This is a genomic window from Agromyces sp. NPDC056523 (genome assembly GCF_042794545.1).
In the GTDB taxonomy this organism is placed as follows: Bacteria; Actinomycetota; Actinomycetes; order Actinomycetales; family Microbacteriaceae; genus Agromyces.
This window is the reverse complement of record NZ_JBHTTM010000001.1, coordinates 219195-235939: the sequence shown is the minus strand read 5'-3', so window position 1 is coordinate 235939 and position 16745 is coordinate 219195. Positions and strand designations below refer to the sequence as shown.

Below are 16745 nucleotides of genomic sequence, written 5' to 3'. Positions count from 1 at the left end.
GCGTCGGGTCAGCCCTTCTTCGCGCGGATCCGCACCCGGTTGTTGCCGGGCGTCTCGTCGAGCTCGACGACGCCGCCGCGCGACTTCAGGAAGTCGGTGAACGTCGGGAAGCCGAGCCGGCGCTCCTGGAACGACGGGTCCATTCGCAGCATCTGGTTCTTCACCGCGCTCGAGTCCTGCCATTCCTGGTCGTTCTTCGCGCGCAGCAGCTCGAGCGCCTTGAGGAGCAGGCGGCCCGGGTTGCGCGTCGTGCCCGCGGTCGCATCGTCTGCAGCGCCCGACTCGGCCGGGGCCACGAACTGCACCGCCCTGGACGAGCTCTTGGGCGCCGCGGGCTCCTTCGCCGGAGCCTCCGGCGGAGCGTCGGCGGCCGCGGCATCCGTCACCGTCTTCGACGATGCGCGGCGGCGCCGCGCGGGGGCTGCCGGCGCCGCGACGGCCTCGGCAGCCGGTGCAGCGCCGGCCTTGGCCGTGCCGCCGGACGCCTTCGACTCGGAGCCGCCTGGCGCGGCCTCGGCCTCGTCGTCCCGCACCGCGGCATCCGTCGCCAGCAGTGCGTCGTAGTCGGCGTACTCGTCGCACGCCGCCGTGAGCGCCCGGCTCGTGCCGCCCGCGACGCCGATGCCGACGACGTACCGACCGAGCTTCTTCGCCTTCTGCGCGAGCGCGACGTAGTCGGAGTCGCCGGCGACGATGACCAGGTTGGAGAGGTTCTCGATGAGGAAGAGGTCCTCGATCGCGTCGACCGAGAGGCGGATGTCGGCGCCGTTCTTCGTCGCCGACAACGGGAAGAGCTGCACCAGGTCGACCGCGCGGTCGATGAGCTGGTTGCGGTAGCTCGCATTCACCGGCGTCGACCAGTCTGCGTAGGCACGCGCGATCGCGATCGTGCCGAAGGTGGCCGCGAAGTCGAGCACGGCGTCGATGTCGACGGTCGCCTGCTGCAGCCGCTTCCACGCCTGGGTCCCCGGCTGCACGGTCTTCGTGCGGCTCGTGTCCTTGCGATACGCGCCCTCGCCGTGCAGCTGGTCGTAGCGCGAGATGACGATGTTGTCGAAGTCGAAGTACAGCGCGACCCGTGGTTCCGTCGAAGCGGGCATGTCGACCTTCCGTCGAGGTGTCCTCCGATCGTAGGCCCGGCGGGGGACGCTCGCCCAGCGGCCGAGCTCAGGCGGCCGCAGCCACGGCGTTGTGCAGCTCGTCGGCGTCGAGGCCGAAGCGGCCGATGCCGCCCCCGACGTTCGTGAGCAACACGAAGCACACGCCGAGCGACGGCGTGATCCAGAATTCGGTGCCGGCCCAGCCGCCATGACCGAACGTGTCGCGCGCGAGCAGCCCGGGCGCCGAGTGGCGCACGTTCCAGGTGAAGCCCCAGTCCTGCCCGCGCGACTCGACGTAGGGCTCGAGCTTCCGCAAGCCGGCGGTCAACGGCCGCCGCATCGCCTCGAACGTGACGGGCGAGACGACCGACCCGTCGTTGCGCAGCAGCGCGCTGCCGAGGCCGAGCAGGTCCGCGGCTCGCGCGAACAGGCCGGCACCCGGATGACGCAGCGCCGCCATGCGCGCCCAGTCGAGCCCCTGCTCGCCCGCGTCGACCGGCGCGTGCGGCGACACGTCGTCGAACGTGAGGCCCGAGGCATCCGCTCGCTCGCCGACCTCGGCCACGGCTCGCTCCCAGGGCGCGCCCGAGGCATCCTCGATGAGCGCGGCGATGCCCTCGAACGCGATCGTCGAGTAGCGCGAGACCGTGCCCGCCGCGAAGTCGCGACCCGGTTCGAGCAGCGAGGTGCGCAGGCCACGCGGCGTGTCGAGCGGCGGCTCGACGATGCCCGACGTGTGGCTCGCGAGATGCCGTAGGCGCACGATGTCGTCGCGGTCGGCGCCGAACGACGGGATGGCCCGGGTCAGCGGGGTCTCGGGGGTCAGGCGGCCCTGCTCGACGAGGCGCAGTGCCGCGAAGCCGACGATCGGCTTCGTGATCGAGAAGAGCGGGTAGTGGTCATCGACGGATGCCGCGCCGAACGCGTCGAGGGCGACGACGCCCTCGGCCGTCGCGACGCCGAGCACGGCGGTCGGCAGCGGGCCGTCGTCGACATGGCGGCGCACCCAGTCGAAGGCGTGGTCGAACTGCGGCATGGGAGTCCTCTCGTGCGGGTGGGAATCGTGAGGTGCGTGCGGCTCAGGTACGCAGCACGACGTTGATCGGCTCGTCGCCGCGGAGCATCCGCTCGATCTGCGTGCGCACGAGGCGCGCCATCCTCGGCATCATGGCGGTCGACGCACCGCCCACGTGCGGCGAGATGAGCACGTTCGGCAGCGCGAAGAGCGGGTGGCCCTGGGGGAGCGGCTCGGGATCGGTGACGTCGAGGGCGAAGCGCAGGCGCCCGGACGCTGCCTCGGCGAGGATGGCGTCGGTGTCGGCCACCTTGCCGCGTGCGACGTTCACGACGAGTGCGCCGTCGGGCAGTGCCGCGAGGAAGGCGGCGTCGACGAACCCGGTCGTCGCGTCGTTGAGGGGCACGCCGACGATCACGATGTCGGCCGTGGGAAGCAGGGCGGACAGTTCGTCGATGCCGTGGATGCGTCCGCGGTCGTCCTCGCGGGCCCGGGTGGCGACCCGCACGACCTCGACCTCGAACGGCGCGAGCCGTGCCTCGATCGCGCGGCCGACCCCGCCGTAGCCGAGCAGCAGAACCCGGCGGTCGGCGAGGCTCGCGTGCCGGGCCGGCGCCCACCGACCCTCGGCGGCGGCGCGCACGAAGCCGGGGATGCCGCGCTGCGCGGCGAGCACGAGCGCGAGCGCGAGCTCGGCCGTCGACGTCTCGTGGACCGATGCCGCGTTCGCGAACACGTGTCCGGCCGGCAGGGCATCGGGCACGTCGTCGTACCCGATTGACTGCGACTGCACGAGCCGCGCGGAGACCCCCTCGAGCGCGCTCAGCCGCTCGGCTGCGCCCATGTAGGGCGGCACCACGAGGTCGATGCGGTCGGCCGGTGCCGGCGTCGACATGTCCCAGAGCTCGATGTCTGCGCCATCCGGCGGTTCGCCGATCGCGCGGCGCAGCGTCTCTCCGGGCACGGTCACGAGCAGGCGTCGGGTCATCGGGCCATCCTCCCAGAGCGGTGGTCGCGGGTCATGGCAGCTGCGCCACCTGGGCGCGGATGATGCGCTCGGCCACGTCGGCCGCGGCATCCGGCGTCTCGGTGAGCTCGTCGAAGCCGTGCAACAGGCCGTCGACCGCGAGCGAGGCGATGCCGTGGCTCATCGCGCAGAGCTGCAGGAACGTGGTCTCGACGTCGCCGCGGATGTCGCCCGCGGCGTGCACCTCGACGACGAGCGCGCGCAGTCCGTCGAGCGCGGCGAGTCGCGCCCGCTCGAGCATGTCGTCGCCGGCCGCCGACGAGGGAGTGCGGAACATCGCGTCGTAGTGGGCCGGATGCCGCTGGGCGAACGCCACGAACTCCATCGAGTCGGCGACCAGGCGCTCGCGGCCGGGCAGGTGCGCGGCCCGCTCCTGCGCCGTGCACAGCTCGTCGTCGAGCAGCGCCAGGCCCTCGAACGCGAGCGCACGGATCATGCCCTCCCTGCTGCCGAAGAAGTGGGTGGGCGCCGCGTGCGAGAGCCCGGCGCGACGGGCGACCTCCCGGAGGCCGACGTTGTTCACGCCCTGCACGCGCGCGAGCTCCTCCATCGCGCGGAGCAGCGCCGCGCGGCCGGGAGAACCGGCGCTCGTGGGGCTCGCCATCTGCGTCATCGCGCCTCCGATCCGGGCGAAGCGCTTGACATTGTCAAGTCGCCCGTCGTACCCTGCTTGACATCGTAAAGCCTTGACAATGTAAAGCGAGTGATCGGAATGGTCGACATCACGAGCGAGGCCGTCTGGGACGCCATCGCCAGGGAGAACTTCATGGTGATCGGCATGGTCTCGGCGCGCGGCGAGGCGCGCACGGCCGGCGTCATGCACCACGTGCACGAGGGGCGGTTGTGGTTCACGACCAACGACCGCGAGTGGAAGGCGCGGCACATCGCCGCGAACCCGTCGGTGTCGGTGACCGTGCCCATCGCGAAGCGCGTGCCGTTCATGCCGTGGATCAAGGTCCCCGCCGCGACCATCACGTTCTGCGGCGACGCCGAGACCGTGCCCGTCGCCGACCTGCCACCCGACGTGAGCCGAGCGCTGCTCCACGGGCTCGAGGTGACCGACGGCGGCGAGCGGGGCGCCCTCGTGGGCGTCGGAGTGCATCCGCGCGGCGACTTCGTGACCTACGGCGTCGGCGTCTCGGTGCTCGGGATGCGCGACACCGAGCAGGCGCGCGGGCGGGCGCCGGCTGCGGCATCCGCCATGGCCTGATCGGCCGCCGGGTCGGCTGCTACCGTGACGGCCATGGACGAGGCCGCTGCTGCCGACGACCGAGGTGATCGCGGGCGCGCGCGTCGCGCAGATGTACCCGGCGCGCCGCCGGGGCAGCGCGAGCGGCCCGTCGACGAGCTCGCCGCCGCGCTCAAGGAGCGCGTCTACGCGACCTTCACCGGCCTGGCGATCGTGCTCGTGCAGCACGCGAACGTCGAGCACGTGAGTGCGACCCGCGCGACCCTCACGCTGCTCGTCGGCATCGTCGCGATCACGGCGGCCGGCTTCGTGGCCGATGTCGTCGCGCACCTCGCGGTGCACGCGGCGTTCCCCGACCGCGACGAGCTCGGCCGCATGCTGCGCATCTCGGGCTCGGCGATCGCCTCGGCCGGCGTGCCGCTCATCCTGCTCGCGCTCGCCGCGTTCGGGGTGTTCGAGCTCGAGGGCGCGCTCCGGGCCGCGTCGATCGTCTACCTCGTGACGCTCGGGCTCATCGGGTACGTCGCGGTCCGTCGCACTCATGCACCCTGGTGGAAACAGCTGCTCGGGCTCGGCGCACTCGTCGCGCTCGGCCTCGCGGTGGTCGTGCTGCAGCAGCTCGCGCACGGGCACTGAGCCACCCACGCGAGCCCCGCTCAACGCCCCGACGGCTCGTATCGCACGGGCGCGAACGCCCGCGCCACGAGCGCGCGCAACGACTCGAGGTCGCCCTCGGCGAACCCCTGCGCGCGGGCCTGCACGAGCACGTTGCCGATCGCGGTGGCCTCGACCGGTCCGGCGAGCACGGGGAGCCCCGAGCGGTCGGCCGTGCGCCGGCACAGCAGCTCGTTGAGCGCGCCGCCGCCGACGACGTGGATCGTCGCGACATCCACGCCCGAGAGCACCGACGCGATGCGCACCGCGTTTGCGAACGCCTCGGCGAGGCTCTCGACGATCGATCGGGCGAACTCGGCGCGCGTCTGCGGCGCCGTCACGTCGTGCTCGCGGCACCATTCGGCGATGCGGCCGGGCAGGTCGCCGGGAGCCAGGAACCTCGGGTCGTTCGCGTCGAACACCGCGACCTGACCGGTGACGGATGCCGCGGCCGCGAGCAGCTCGGGCAGGTCGATCGCATCTCCGTCCCGCTCCCACCAGCGCACCGACTCCGACAGCAGCCACAGGCCCATGACGTTGTGCAGGAACCGGACGCGCCCGTCGACGCCGCCCTCGTTCGTGAAGTTCGCCTCGCGCGCGGCATCCGTCGTCACCGGGCGCTCGAGCTCGACGCCGACGAGCCCCCACGTGCCGCACGAGATGTACGCCGCCGACTCGGCGCGCATGGGCACGGCGACGACGGCCGACGCGGTGTCGTGCGAGCCGACCGCGACGACCTCGATGCCGGCGGGCGCGTCGAGGTCGTCCGCGACCTCCGTGCGCAGGCCGCCGAGCGAGTCGCCCGGGTTCACGAGCGGGGCGAAGACGGATGGCGCGAAGCCGAGCCGCTCGACGAGGTCGTCGTCCCACTCGCCGGACTCGACAGCCACGAGGCCCGTCGTCGAGGCGTTCGTGCGCTCGGCGACGCGGGCGCCCGTGAGCTGGAACCCGATGAGGTCGGGGATCAGGAGCAGCGAGTCGGCGAGGTCGAGCCATCCGCTCGCCTGTTCGGCCGCCAGCTGGTACACGGTGTTGAACGGCAGGAACTGCAGGCCGTTGCGACGGTAGAGCTCGGCGAACGGCACCCGCGCATGGACGGCCTCGACCGCGGCGTCGTTGCGCGCATCGCGGTAGTGGAACGGCTCGCCGAGGAGCCGGCCGCCACGCAGCAGGCCGTAGTCGACCGCCCACGAGTCGACGCCGATCGAGGCGACGTCGGGCTCGCCGCGGAACGCGGCGGCGAGGCCGCGCGTGAGGTCGCGCGAGAGGCCCGTGAAGTCCCAGTGCAGGCCCGAGGCGAGCCGCACGGGCCCGTTCGGGAACCGGGCGACGTGGTCGAGGTCGAGCCGCCCGGCCGCCTGGTCGACGTGCCCGACGATGACCCGCCCGCTCGTCGCCCCGAGGTCGACCGCGGCGACCGCCCCGCCGCTCATGGCGTCGCCCTCGTGGTCGAGTTGCCATTTCTGCCGGATGGTCGCGCCTCGGTCGCGGCGGAACCGGCAACTCGGGCGCTCACGTACTCGAGCGATCGGGCCACGCGAATGCGCGAGTTGCCACTTCCGCCGGATGGTCGCGCCTCGGTCGCGGCGGAACCGGCAACTCGGCGTGGCGCGGGGGTGCTCATCGCAGGAACGCGGCGGCGACGCCGGAGTCGACCGGGATGTGCAGGCCCGTGGTGCGGCTGAGCTCGGGACCCGTCAGCACGTACACCGCGTCGGCGACGTTCTCGGGCACGACCTCGCGCTTGAGGATCGTGCGGTTCGCATAGAACTGGCCCAGGTCCTCCTCCTTCACGCCGTAGGTCGCGGCGCGGTTGGCGCCCCAGCCCGACGAGAAGATGCCCGAGCCGCGCACGACGCCGTCGGGGTTGATGCCGTTCACGCGCACGCCGTGCTCGCCGAGCTCGACCGCGAGCAGGCGCACCTGGTGGGCCTGGTCGGCCTTCGTCGCCGAGTACGCGATGTTGTTCGGACCGGCGAAGAGCGAGTTCTTCGAGGCGATGTAGATGATGTCGCCGCCGAGCTTCTGCTCGATGAGCGCCTTGGCCGCGGCCTTCGCGACGAGGAAGGACCCCTTCGCCATGACGTCGTGCTGCAGGTCCCAGTCCTTCTCGGTGGTCTCGAGCAGCGGCTTCGACAGCGACAGGCCCGCGTTGTTGACGACCAGGTCGATGCCGCCGAACGCGAGCACGGTCGCGTCGATCGCGGCCTGCACGCCGTCGGCGTCGGCCACGTTCGCGGCGACGCCGATCGCGACATCCGTGCCGCCGAGCTCGGCCGCGGCGGCCTGCGCCTTCTCGAGGTCGAGGTCGGCGACGACGACGCACGCGCCCTCGGCGGCGAGGCGGGTCGCGATGGCCTTGCCGATGCCGGATGCGGCGCCGGTCACGAACGCGATGCGGCCCTGGTGCGTCTTCGGCTTCGGCATCCGCTGGAGCTTCGCCTCCTCGAGCGCCCAGTACTCGATGCGGAACTTCTCGGCGTCGGAGATCGGGGTGTACGTCGAGAGCGCCTCGGCGCCGCGCATGACGTTGATCGCGTTCACGTAGAACTCGCCGGCGACGCGCGCGGTCTGCTTGTTCGCGCCGTAGCTGAACATGCCCACGCCCGGGACGAGCACGATGAGCGGGTCGGCGCCGCGGATCGCGGGCGACGAGGCATCCGCGTGCGCGTCGTAGTACGCCTGGTAGTCGGCACGGTAGGCCTCGTGCAGCTCCTGCAGGCGCGCGAACTGCTCCTCGACGGTCGCCGTCGACGGCAGGTCGAGGATCATCGGCTTGACCTTGGTGCGGAGGAAGTGGTCGGGGCAGCTCGTGCCGAGTGCGGCGAGGGCCGGCGCCTTCTCGGATGCCAGGAACTCGAGCACCACGTCGGCGTCGGTGTAATGGCCGACCATCGGCTTGTCGGTCGACGCGAGGCCGCGGATGGTGGGCGCGAGCGCCGCGGCACGTGCGCGTCGCTCGGCCTCGGGGAGGGCCTCGAAGCCGGCGCGCACCCCGCCGAACGGGTCGGCCTTGCCGTGTTCGGCGATGTACGCGGCAGCCGTGTCGATGATCCGAAGCGAGTTCGCCTCGGCCTCCTCGGAGGTGTCGCCCCACGCGGTGATACCGTGCCCGCCGAGGATGCAGCCGATCGCCTGCGGGTTCTTCGCCTTGATCTCGGCGATGTCGAGGCCGAGCTGGAAGCCCGGGCGCCGCCACGGCACCCACACCACGGTGTCGCCGAAGATCTTCGCCGTGAGCTCCTCGCCGTCGGCCGCGGTTGCGATCGCGATCCCGCTGTCGGGGTGCAGGTGGTCGACGTGTGCCGCGTCGACGAGCCCGTGCATGGCCGTGTCGATGGATGGCGCGGCACCCCCCTTGCCGTGCAGGCAGTAGTCGAACGCGGCGACCATCTCGTCCTCTCGGTCGACGCCCGGGTAGACGCCGACGAGGGCGCGCATGCGGTCGAGGCGGAGCACCGCCAGGCCGGACTCCTTCAGGGTGCCGAGGTCGCCGCCCGAGCCCTTGACCCAGAGCAGTTCCACGGGCTCTCCGGTGACGGGGTCGGTCTCGGTGCCCTTCGCCGACGTGTTGCCCCCGGCGTAGTTCGTGTTCTTGGGGTCGGCGCCGAGGCGGTTCGACCGCGCGATGAGGTCGGCAGCTGCCTGGTTCGTCATGGGGTGATTCCTTCGGTGATGCGGAGGGTGGTCTGTGCTGGTCGAGGAGGTCGCGCAGCGGCCGTCTCGAGACCCGCGAGCCAGCGCACGACACGATCGACGGTGACGGATGCCGCGGGCTCGTCGGGTCTGTTGAGGTGCCCGTGCTCGGTGCCGGGTTCGGTGACGACCTCGACGGGCACGGATGCCGCGGCGAGCGTCGCGGCGAACACCTCGCCCGACATGCGGAGCTCGTCGGCCTCGCCGTTCACCATGAGGACGGGTGGGAAGCCCGCGAGGTCGTCGGGCTTCGCGAGGCCGGGTACGGCGGGCAACGGCGCGTCCTCGGCCGGGCCGCCGAGGTAGTTCTCGTACATCGCGCGGACGACGTCTGGGCCGAAGCGATCGGAGACGGGATTCGCGTCGAGCAGCGCCCGCAACGCGGCATTCGGTGCCGGCTGCACTGCGAGCAGTGTCGGGTAGGCGAGGAAGACGCCCGCAGGGAGCGGAGTGGAGGCCGCCGACGGGGCGCGCGTCTCCTGCGCGGCCTCGGGTGCAGCGCCGGGCGCATGCGCCCCGCCGGCGGAGTCGGAGCGGACGGGGTGGCCGAGCAGTCGCAGCACGGCACCCGTCACGAGGTTCGCGCCCGCGCTTGCGCCGCCGAGGGTCAGGCGGGACGGGTCGACGCCCAACTCGTCGGCATGTGCGATCGTCCAGCGCCATGCCGTCAATACGTCGTCGGAGGCTGCGGGATAGCGACCGGACCCGTCGCCGACGAGCCGATAGTCGATCGTGACGACCGAGACACCGCGACCCGCGAACGCGCGTGCGACCCAGTCGGCCTCGGGCATGTGGAGGTCACCCGCGGCGAACCCGCCGCCGTGCGCCCAGACGAGCCCGGCGGTCGGGCGCGAGGTCGCGCCATCCGCCGGGTACGTCCGGACGAGGAGCCCGTCGGCGGCCGCGTGCGGCGTCTGCTGCGTCATCCGGTTGCTCCTCTCTAGCGTGATGTCGAAGTCGATTCCTCGAGTGGGCGATGTTGGCGGCGCAGGGGCTGATCGGGCCGCCAAGATCGCCCACTCGTGATGGGGTGGGAGGGGGTCAGGCCCCCCAGCCCGCCTGCACGCCGCCGACGCGGTCGGCCGCGATCTGCTGCAGGTACCCGGATGCCGCGAACGCCCGCATCGGGTCGGCGGGCAGGCCGCGCGACTCGCGCCACTCGGCGAGGGCCGGGCGCACGTCGGTGTAGAACGCGTCCATGAAGATGCGGTTCGCCTCGAGCACATCGCCCGACACCTGCGCGGCACGCAGTGCGTCGGTGTCGACGAGCAGCGCCCGCGCGGTCATCTCCTGCACGTTGAGCACCGAGCGGATCTGGCCGGGGACCTTGTCCTCGACGTTGTGGCACTGGTCGAGCATGAACGCGACGTCGGGGTGGTTGAAGCCGCCGCCGCGGATCACCTCGAAGATGATGCGGAACAGCTGGAACGGGTCGGCCGCACCCACGATGAGGTCGTCGTCGGCGTAGAAGCGCGAGTTGAAGTCGAACGAGCCGAGCTTGCCGAGGCGCAGCAGCTGCATGACGATGAACTCGATGTTCGTGCCGGGCGCGTGATGGCCGGTGTCGAGGCAGACCATGGCCTTGTCGCCGAGCGCGGCGACCTGGGCGTAGCTCGTGCCCCAGTCGGGGACATCGGTGTGGTAGAACGCCGGCTCGAAGAACTTGTACTCGAGGACGAGGCGCTGGTCGTCGCCGAGCCGCGCGTAGATCTCCGCAAGCGATTCGTGCAGGCGGTCCTGGCGGCCGCGCAGGTCGGCCTGGCCCGGGTAGTTCGAGCCCTCGGCGAGCCAGATCTTGAGGTCGCGGCTGCCGGTCGCGTGCATGATGTCGATGCACTCGAAGTGGTGGTCGATGGCCTTCCGGCGCACCGCGGCATCCTCGTGCGTGAGGGCGCCGAACTTGTAGTCGTCGTCCTGGAACGTGTTCGAGTTGATGGTGCCGAGGGAGACGCCGAGGTCCTCGGCGTGCGTCCGCAGGTCGTCGTACGAGTCGACCTTGTCCCACGGGATGTGCAGCGCGACGGTCGGCGCGAGCGCGGTGTACCTGTGCACCTGCGCGGCATCCGCGATCTTCTCGTACGGGTCGCGCGGCGTGCCCGGGGTCGCGAAGACCTTGAAGCGGGTGCCCGAGTTGCCGAACGCCCAGCTCGGCAGTTCGATGGACTGCAGCTCGAGCTGGTCGAGGACGGTCTGCGAAATGGTGCTCACGAGTCGCTGCTTTCTGTGGTGGTGACGGATGCCGCGTCCGCATCGAGCGCGGCGAGCTGGTCTTCGAGGTGGAACACCTCGGGAAGGCGCGGGGCGCCCTGGTCGGGACGGTCGCCGTCGAGGGCGACGAAGAACGGTGCCATCTCGGCCTCCCATGCGGCGGTGCGCGGGTCGTTCGCGAGCGCCGACCGGGCCGCCGCGTCATCGTCGACCTCGTAGTAGCCGATGAGGAGGCCGTCCTCGCGGAGGAAGAGCGAGTAGTTGCGTCGACCGGATGCCTCGATGGCACGCAGCATGTCGGGCCGGACCGCGGCGTGGCGCTCGCGGTACTCGTCGAGCCGCGCGGGGTCGACCTGCAGCTGGAAGCAGACCCGCTGTGTGGTGCCTGGGCTCATCGTCGAGCGCTCCGTTCGTCGTGAATCGTTTCAAGAGTAGACAACCGACTGGATCCCCGCAAGTAGGAATGCGCTTGCCGCGAACTACGCCACGAGCAGCGCCGCCGGATCGGCCACGCGGGCGGCGGTCACGACGATCCGATGCGTCCCCGCAGGCAGAAGTGCATCCGGCCCGGGAGCCGCGTCCCACGCCGTGCCGTCGACCGTCACGATCGAGGCGGGCGTCAGCGGAAGGTCGAGCACGGCGTCCGCGCCATGGGGCACCCGGAGGTCGATCTCGAGGTCGCCGGCGTCCGCGAGCCGCCAATCGATCGCGACGGTCCCGAGCCGCGACTCGACCCTCGCGCGGGCCCACGGGATGCTCGCGGTCGGACGCGGCGCGACCACCACGCGGCGGTAGCCCGGCCGCTCGGCGGTCGGCGCGATCCCCGCGACGTGCCGGTAGATCCAGTCGACGACCGCGCCGTACGCGTAGTGGTTGAACGAGATCATCCCGTTGCCCTCGGACATGTCGCCGGCGTGGATGGCGCCGTCGGGCGCGATCGCGTCCCAGCGCTCCCAGACCGTCGTCGCGCCCATCTCGACCTGGTAGAGCCACGACGGCGGCGCCTGACGCAGGAGCATGAGGTACGCCTCGTCGACGTGGCCCGTGTGCACGAGGGCGAAGAGGACGAGCGGCGTTCCGAGGAACCCGGTCGCGATGCGGCCGTGCTCGTCGCGCACGTTGCGGGCGAGCGCCTCCCCGATGCGGTCGCGGTCGGCGGCCGGCGCGATGTCGAACTCGAGCGCGATCGCGGCCCCGGTCTGGGTCTCGACGGCGGCCTCGCCCCACGCGGCCCACGTGTCGCGCGCGACGCGCTCGGCGAGCTCGTCGGCTCGCGCGGCCCGCTCGGGATCGCCGACGAGCCGCTCGGCGTCGGCGAGCAGCCGGGCGCTGCGGGCGAAGAACGCGTTGGCGACGAAGTCCGCCGACACCTTCGCCTCCCAGGGCTTCTCGCCTGGGGCGTCGGGGTCGAGCCAGTCTCCGAACTGGAACTCGGTCGGGAGCAGCCCGTGTGCGCCGGCGCGGCGCTCGAGGTGGTCGACCCATCGGCGCATCGAGTCGAGCTGGCGCTCGATAACCTCGGTGCTGCCGTACGACTCGTACACGGCCCACGGCACGATGGTCGCCGCATCCGCCCAGCCGGCGCGCCCCATGAGCACCCAGCCGCTGGGCATCGCGGTGTCCTGGGTGAGGATGTTCGGCACGACCGCGGCGACCGCGCCGTCGTCGTCCTGGTCGAGCTCGACGTCGCGCATCCACGACGTCCAGAAGGCCTCGACGTCGAAGAGCGTCGACGCGGCCGGGGCGAACGCCTGCGCGTCGCCGGTCCAGCCGAGGCGCTCGTCGCGCTGAGGGCAGTCCGTCGGGAGCGAGACGAAGTTGTCGCGCTGCGACCAGGCGACATTGGAGTGCAGCCGCTCGAGACGCGGATCTGCGCACGCGAAGCTCGAGCGCGGTGCGTCGGCGCTGGAGATCGCGACCGCCGTCGCCGACAGGACCTCGGCGCCGGTGACCTCGGCGTACTGGAAGCCGTGGAAGGTGAACGTCGGCTCGAGCGTCGTCTCGCCGTCATGCGCGAGCACATAGCCGTCGGTCGCACGCGCGGTGCGCAGCGCCTTGGTGTGGATCGCGCCGTCGGGCTCGAGCACCTCGGCGTGGCGCACCTCGACGCGCTCGCCGGCCTTGCCGCGCACGACGAGGCGGAGCCATCCGGCGATGTTCTGCCGGGCGTCGAGGAGGGTGTGGTCGCCGCGCGGCTGCGGTTCGACGGCCCATTCGCCGACCGTGCGGACGCCGCCGGCGATCCGCGGCTCGACGACGGTCGTGTCGACCGCGATCTCGCGGGCGGGCGTCCACGACGAGGCGTCGAACCCGGGTGCGTCCCACCCTGCCGGCTCGGCTCGGAGATCGATCTCGACGCCGTCGTAGAGCCCCGCCGAGCGGATGCCACCGGTCGAGGTCGACCACTCCGGCGAGGTCGCGACACGAAGGTGCGATCCATCCGCGCATTCGACGTCGAGCTGCACGAGGGCCGCGAGCTCGGCGCCGTATTGCTCGATGCCGTCCTCCCAGCCGAGGCGGCCGCGGAACCAGCCGTCGCCGAGCAGCGCGCCGAGCGCGTTGTCTCCGGCATGCAGCAGGTCGGTCACGTCCCAGGTGCCGAGTACGACGCGGTCGTGGTACGCGGTCCATCCGGGCGTCAGGTGCTCGTCGACGGCTCGGCGACCGTTGATGCGGAGCTCGCCGACGCCCCAGAAGGTAGCGCGCAGGCGTGCCCGAACGGGCTCTGCCGGAAGCGAGACATCCGTTCGCAGCAGCATCACCGGGCCGTCGACCGGCTCGGAGCCGCCGATGGGGCGGGCCTCGAGCTCGTCGGGGTCGACGGAGGCCTCGACCACGAGGTCGGCGCTCCAGTCCGACCATCCGTCGGAGGTCGCGATGCGGACCGCGTAACGGCGCTCCTCGCCCGACTCGAGCGCGGGGCCGGGAGCGACCACGCCGATCGATGCGTCGGATGCCACGGGCTCGGCGACGCCCGACTGCGCGCCCGACCAGCGCACCTGGTAGCCGACCTGCGGCGAGCCGGCGCTCGAGCGCCAGGTGAGCCGAAGCCCGTCACGCGGCACGCCGAGGAGGCCGGCGGGGTACTGCGAGGTGAGCGCGTCGACGCGCGCGCCGGGGTCGGTCGAAGCAGTGGGGGGCAGGTGCGTGGACATCCGCGTCCTTCCGTGGTGGAGCCGGGAACGCCGCTCGGGCCGTTCCGATGAGGTCAGTCGATGGGGTGCGCCGGAGCGGGTCGCGTGGACCCGCGCGCCCTCAGGATGGGGGCGACGGAGAAGTGGACGGGCTCGGTGCGGCCCGCGATGCGCTCGAGGAGCAGGCGGATGGCTTGCTCGCCCATGGCGACGCCCGACTGGTCGACGCTCGTGAGCGAGATGGCCGGATGGCTCGCGATGTCGACGTCGTCGTAGCCGACGATGGACACGTCGGCGGGGGAGAGCCCGTGTTCGCCGATGGCCCGGAGGGTGCCGAGCGCGAGCTCGTCGTTGCCGACGAAGATGGCGCTGGGCACCTCCTCGTCGAGCAGGGCGAGGGTGTCGAGGCGCGCGGATTCCTCGGTCATGCCGGTGCGCACGACTCGGATGTCGTCGCCGAAGCCCGCGCCGCGCATGCTCGCGAGGTACTGCTCGAGTCGCATCGCATGGGGAGTGCCCGAGCCCGGCTGGGTGACCTCCTCGCTCCGCGTGAGGTGGACGATGCGGCGGTGGCCCAGCTGGAACAGGTGCTCCATCGCGAGCCGGGTGCCCTCGGCGTCGTCGCCGGTGACCGTGTCGTAGGCGGCCGAGCGGTCGTGACGTCCGATCATGACGACGGGCACGCGCCCGGCGAGGCGCTCGAGCCATTCGGGCGAGACGAGCGGCGAGATCGCCACGATGCCGTCGACCTGGCGGTCGGCGAGCGCGCCGAGGGCTCGAACGCCCTCCTCGCCGTCGAAGTCGGCGGGCGCGATGATCAGCTGGTACTCGGTGCCCTGCAGCGTGGCCGTCGCTCCCGCGACGATCTTCGTGAAGAACGGGTTGCCGATGTGCGGCAGCTCGATGCCGAGCGTGAAGGTCGCGCCCCGCATGGCCCGCGCGGCGATGCGCGGGCGGTAGTCGAGCGCCTCGATCGCGGCGTTCACACGATCGCGCATCGACGGGCTGACGCCGTAGGCGTTGCGGATGACCTTGGACACCGCGGCGCGCGAGACTCCGGCCTCGCGTGCGACGTCCTCGATGGTCGCTGCTCGGGCTCTGGTCACCCCTCATCCCCTTTCGCGTCATCGGCTGGAGGCGCTGCCTCGGTGTCACCATACACGCTTGCGCCGTCTGGGATAGACCGATCTACAACATTCGACGCCACCGATCATAAATCGTTTCAAAGAATCTGTGTAGATCGGTTGACAAACCGAGCGCAGGGCTCGTAACGTGGGCCGCGCCACAGCACCGAGTACCTGTCGGCGCACCCAACAGCGCAGTTGCTTTACATGGAGGTAGAGAAGATGGTCCCCCGTACCCCGCGACGCACGTTCGTCGCCCTCGGCGCAGGCGGTCTCGCCCTGTCCCTCGCGCTCGCCGGCTGCAGCGCCGGCGGCGGCTCCGACGATGACGGCGGCCCCGTCACGCTGTCGTTCCTGACCGACAACACGGAGGCCACGGTCGCAACGGCCGAGGCCCTCGCCGACGCGTTCATGGAGGACAACCCAGACATCACGATCGAGGTCGAGACGCGTCCCCAGGGCGCCGACGGCGACAACGTCGTGAAGACGCGACTGTCCACCGGGGAGATGAACGACCTCTTCCAGTACAACTCGGGGTCGTTGATGCAGGCGCTCAACCCCGACCAGACGCTCGTGAACCTCGACGACCAGGACTACGTCGACAAGTTCGACGAGAACTTCATCAAGAGCGTCTCGACCGACAACGGCACGTACGGCGTCCCGATGGGGCAGTCGATGGCCGGTGCCGTCATCTACAACAAGGACATCTACGAGGAGCTCGGGCTCGAGATCCCCACCACCTGGGACGAATTCATCGCCAACAGCGAGGCGATCAAGGAGGCCGGCGTCGCAGCACCCATCGTGCAGACGTACGGTGACACCTGGACGTCGCAGCTCTTCGTCCTCGGCGACTTCAACAACGTGCTCGCCGACGACCCCGACTGGGCCGAGAAGTACACGAACAACGAGGCCAAGTACGTCGACGAGCCGGCGTTCGCCGGGTTCGAGCACCTGCAGGAGGCGTTCGAGAAGGAGCTCTACAACGAGGACTTCGCATCCGCGAAGTACCCCGACGGCGTGACCATGGTCGCCACCGGCCAGGGCGCGCAGTACCCGATCCTCACCTTCGCCGCCTCGCAGCTCATGACCACGAACCCCGAGGCCGCCGACGTCGTCGGCACGTTCCCGCTGCCGGGGCCCGACGCGGGTACGAACGGACTCACCGTCTGGATGCCGACCAACACGGTCTACATCCCGACGTCGACCGAGGGCGCCCAGCTCGAGGCGGCGCAGAAGTTCCTCGAGTTCCTCACCACGCCCGAGAGCTGCGACATCCAGTCTGAGACCACCGCGGCCCAGGGGCCGTACGTGATCGACGGCTGCGAGCTGCCCGAGGACGTGCCCGCCATGGTCTCGGACATGCAGCCGTACTTCGACGAGGGCAAGACCAACCTCGCGCTCGAGTTCCTCTCCCCGATCAAGGGCCCGGCCCTCGAGCAGATCACGGTCGCCGTGGGTTCCGGCATCACCTCGGCTGAGGACGGCGCCGCCCAATACGACGAGGATGTCAAGAAGCAGGCACAGCAGCTCGGCCTCGAAGGCTGGTAGGCCGCACGTCACCGAACGCACGCCGCGGGGCGGGGTCGTCACCCCGCCCC

At 71.5% G+C, this 16745-nt stretch carries 14 protein-coding genes; 3 read left to right on the top strand and 11 right to left on the bottom strand.

What is annotated here, in order from left to right; all coding sequences use genetic code 11:
- Window positions 1-8: 8 nt before the first annotated feature.
- The 4 genes from ACFQ58_RS01065 to ACFQ58_RS01050 all read right to left on the bottom strand — a co-directional run bounded on the left by ACFQ58_RS01065 (window position 9) and on the right by ACFQ58_RS01050 (window position 3755).
- Window positions 9-1100: an NYN domain-containing protein gene (locus ACFQ58_RS01065; RefSeq protein ID WP_376948669.1), complete on the bottom strand. Its 1092-nt coding sequence runs from the start codon at window positions 1098-1100 to the stop codon at window positions 9-11.
- A 67-nt stretch (window positions 1101-1167) separates the two neighbouring features.
- Window positions 1168-2136 (bottom strand): serine hydrolase domain-containing protein, encoded by a 969-nt coding sequence (locus tag ACFQ58_RS01060; RefSeq protein ID WP_376948667.1) that lies wholly within the window; start codon window positions 2134-2136, stop codon window positions 1168-1170.
- Between the two features lie 43 nt (window positions 2137-2179).
- The gene (locus ACFQ58_RS01055; RefSeq protein ID WP_376948665.1) at window positions 2180-3103 is read right to left on the bottom strand and encodes a 2-hydroxyacid dehydrogenase; all 924 of its coding nucleotides are present in this window, start codon (window positions 3101-3103) and stop codon (window positions 2180-2182) included.
- Between the two features lie 31 nt (window positions 3104-3134).
- A complete protein-coding gene (locus tag ACFQ58_RS01050) occupies window positions 3135-3755 on the bottom strand; it encodes a TetR/AcrR family transcriptional regulator (RefSeq protein WP_376948663.1) in 621 nt (206 codons plus the stop codon).
- Between the two features lie 99 nt (window positions 3756-3854).
- Here ACFQ58_RS01050 and ACFQ58_RS01045 point away from each other — a divergent pair, with 99 nt between their 5' ends.
- Together ACFQ58_RS01045 and ACFQ58_RS01040 are read left to right on the top strand one after the other, a co-directional pair.
- The gene (locus tag ACFQ58_RS01045) at window positions 3855-4352 is read left to right on the top strand and encodes a pyridoxamine 5'-phosphate oxidase family protein (RefSeq protein ID WP_376948661.1); all 498 of its coding nucleotides are present in this window, start codon (window positions 3855-3857) and stop codon (window positions 4350-4352) included.
- 33 nt (window positions 4353-4385) lie between these two features.
- Window positions 4386-4967 (top strand): hypothetical protein, encoded by a 582-nt coding sequence (locus ACFQ58_RS01040; protein ID WP_376948659.1) that lies wholly within the window; start codon window positions 4386-4388, stop codon window positions 4965-4967.
- A 20-nt stretch (window positions 4968-4987) separates the two neighbouring features.
- Here the strand turns inward: ACFQ58_RS01040 and ACFQ58_RS01035 are convergent, their stop codons facing one another.
- From ACFQ58_RS01035 to ACFQ58_RS01005, 7 genes are all read right to left on the bottom strand, one after another.
- Window positions 4988-6418, bottom strand: a complete 1431-nt coding sequence (locus ACFQ58_RS01035; RefSeq protein ID WP_376948657.1) for a rhamnulokinase family protein — start codon at window positions 6416-6418, stop codon at window positions 4988-4990.
- 187 nt (window positions 6419-6605) lie between these two features.
- Complete coding sequence (locus ACFQ58_RS01030) at window positions 6606-8642, bottom strand: bifunctional aldolase/short-chain dehydrogenase (protein ID WP_376948655.1); 2037 nt, start codon at window positions 8640-8642, stop codon at window positions 6606-6608.
- The gene (locus tag ACFQ58_RS01025; protein WP_376948653.1) at window positions 8639-9607 is read right to left on the bottom strand and encodes an alpha/beta hydrolase; all 969 of its coding nucleotides are present in this window, start codon (window positions 9605-9607) and stop codon (window positions 8639-8641) included. Before ACFQ58_RS01025 ends, ACFQ58_RS01030 begins: the two co-directional genes overlap by 4 nt.
- A gap of 115 nt (window positions 9608-9722) precedes the next feature.
- Entirely contained in the window at window positions 9723-10880 is a 1158-nt protein-coding gene (rhaI, locus tag ACFQ58_RS01020; RefSeq protein ID WP_376950311.1) for an L-rhamnose isomerase, read from the bottom strand.
- Between the two features lie 5 nt (window positions 10881-10885).
- Window positions 10886-11284 carry an L-rhamnose mutarotase gene (locus tag ACFQ58_RS01015; protein WP_376948651.1) on the bottom strand — a complete coding sequence of 133 codons (399 nt, stop codon included), beginning with the start codon at window positions 11282-11284 and terminating at the stop codon, window positions 10886-10888.
- Window positions 11285-11368: 84 nt separating this feature from the next.
- On the bottom strand, window positions 11369-14044 hold the full coding sequence (locus ACFQ58_RS01010) for a family 78 glycoside hydrolase catalytic domain (RefSeq protein ID WP_376948650.1): 2676 nt from the start codon (window positions 14042-14044) through the stop codon (window positions 11369-11371).
- 53 nt (window positions 14045-14097) lie between these two features.
- Entirely contained in the window at window positions 14098-15129 is a 1032-nt protein-coding gene (locus ACFQ58_RS01005) for a LacI family DNA-binding transcriptional regulator (RefSeq protein ID WP_376948648.1), read from the bottom strand.
- Window positions 15130-15369: 240 nt separating this feature from the next.
- On the opposite strand from ACFQ58_RS01005, the gene ACFQ58_RS01000 reads away from it, so the two are divergent.
- On the top strand, window positions 15370-16695 hold the full coding sequence (locus ACFQ58_RS01000) for an ABC transporter substrate-binding protein (RefSeq protein WP_376948646.1): 1326 nt from the start codon (window positions 15370-15372) through the stop codon (window positions 16693-16695).
- Window positions 16696-16745: the final 50 nt, after the last annotated feature.

Bases quoted from the DNA above. Each gene is read 5' to 3' on its own strand.
- ACFQ58_RS01065 (WP_376948669.1), bottom strand. From the start codon at position 1,100: ATGCCCGCTTCGACGGAACCACGGGTCGCGCTGTACTTCGACTTCGAC.
- ACFQ58_RS01060 (WP_376948667.1), bottom strand. From the start codon at position 2,136: ATGCCGCAGTTCGACCACGCCTTCGACTGGGTGCGCCGCCATGTCGAC.
- ACFQ58_RS01055 (WP_376948665.1), bottom strand. From the start codon at position 3,103: ATGACCCGACGCCTGCTCGTGACCGTGCCCGGAGAGACGCTGCGCCGC.
- ACFQ58_RS01050 (WP_376948663.1), bottom strand. From the start codon at position 3,755: ATGACGCAGATGGCGAGCCCCACGAGCGCCGGTTCTCCCGGCCGCGCG.
- ACFQ58_RS01045 (WP_376948661.1), top strand. From the start codon at position 3,855: ATGGTCGACATCACGAGCGAGGCCGTCTGGGACGCCATCGCCAGGGAG.
- ACFQ58_RS01040 (WP_376948659.1), top strand. From the start codon at position 4,386: ATGGACGAGGCCGCTGCTGCCGACGACCGAGGTGATCGCGGGCGCGCG.
- ACFQ58_RS01035 (WP_376948657.1), bottom strand. From the start codon at position 6,418: ATGAGCGGCGGGGCGGTCGCCGCGGTCGACCTCGGGGCGACGAGCGGG.
- ACFQ58_RS01030 (WP_376948655.1), bottom strand. From the start codon at position 8,642: ATGACGAACCAGGCAGCTGCCGACCTCATCGCGCGGTCGAACCGCCTC.
- ACFQ58_RS01025 (WP_376948653.1), bottom strand. From the start codon at position 9,607: ATGACGCAGCAGACGCCGCACGCGGCCGCCGACGGGCTCCTCGTCCGG.
- ACFQ58_RS01015 (WP_376948651.1), bottom strand. From the start codon at position 11,284: ATGAGCCCAGGCACCACACAGCGGGTCTGCTTCCAGCTGCAGGTCGAC.
- ACFQ58_RS01010 (WP_376948650.1), bottom strand. From the start codon at position 14,044: ATGTCCACGCACCTGCCCCCCACTGCTTCGACCGACCCCGGCGCGCGC.
- ACFQ58_RS01000 (WP_376948646.1), top strand. From the start codon at position 15,370: ATGGTCCCCCGTACCCCGCGACGCACGTTCGTCGCCCTCGGCGCAGGC.